We start from the raw sequence: 1,146 nt of genomic DNA, 5'->3' as shown, positions 1-1,146 counted from the left end.
GCTCGCGATCATGGCGGGCGAGGGCACCAACCGTGTTGTGCTCGACGGCGGCTTCACGGTCGCGGGCGAGCTCGCGGTGGTGACCGGCGCCGGCCAGGACAGCATCACGCTCACGGGCACCTACGGCTCGGTGTCGGGCGGCGTGGCTGGCCTCGGGTCGCTGCGGATCGACGCCGGAGGTGGGTCCAACACGGTGTCGCTGACCGGCGAGTACGCGATCGGCGGGTCGGCCCAGATCACGACGGGCAGCAACGACGACACGGTCATGCTGACCGGCACGGCGAGGGCGGGCTCGCTCTCCATCGATGCCGGTGACGGCACCAACACGGTGACGCTCGACGGCGACGTCACAGTCGTGGTCGCGGCGCAGATCTCGACGGGCGGGGACGACGATACGATCACGCTGACCGGCACGGTGAAGGCGGGCTCGCTCTCCATCGATGCCGGTGACGGCACCAACACGGTGACGCTCGACGGCGACGTCACCGTCGTGGATGCGGCGCAGATCACGACGGGTGGGAATGACGACACGGTCACGCTCACCGGCACGGTGAAGGCGGGTTCGCTCGCGATCATGGCGGGCGAGGGCACCAACCGTGTCGCACTCGATGGCGGCTTCACGGTCGTGGGTGAGCTCGCGGTGGTGACCGGCGCCGGCCGGGACAGCATCACGCTCACGGGCATGTACGGCTCGGTGTCGGGCGGCGTGGTTGGTCTCGGGTCGCTGCGGATCGACGCCGGAGGTGGGTCCAACACGGTGTCGCTGACCGGCGCGTACGCGATCGGCGGGTCGGCCCAGATCACGACGGCTGGGGATGACGATACGGTCACGCTGACCGGCACGGTGAAGGCGGGTTCGCTGTCGATTGATGCCGGGGACGGCACCAATACGGTGACGCTCGACGGCGACATCACCGTCGTGGATGCGGCGCAGATCACGACGGGTGGGGACGATGATACGGTCACTCTGACCGGGACGGTGAAGGCGGGTTCGCTCGCGATCATGGCGGGGGAGGGCACCACCACGGGGCCGCTCGACGGGGACGTGCCCGTCGTGGCTGCGGTGCAGATCACGACCGGGCGCGACGCCGACCCGGTCACGCTGCCCGGCACGGTGAAGGCGCGTTCGCTCGCCATCATGGCGCG

Annotated in this window: 1 protein-coding gene; it reads left to right on the top strand. The window is 70.2% G+C overall.

Annotation, left to right across the window (positions count from 1 at the left end):
- On the top strand, positions 1-1,146 hold a 1,146-nt coding region (locus VP06_RS37535), incomplete at both ends, for a beta strand repeat-containing protein (protein ID WP_048467731.1).

This window comes from Methylobacterium aquaticum (genome assembly GCF_001043915.1).
Lineage (GTDB): Bacteria > Pseudomonadota > Alphaproteobacteria > Rhizobiales > Beijerinckiaceae > Methylobacterium > Methylobacterium aquaticum.
This window is presented reverse-complemented; position numbering and strand designations above follow the sequence as displayed.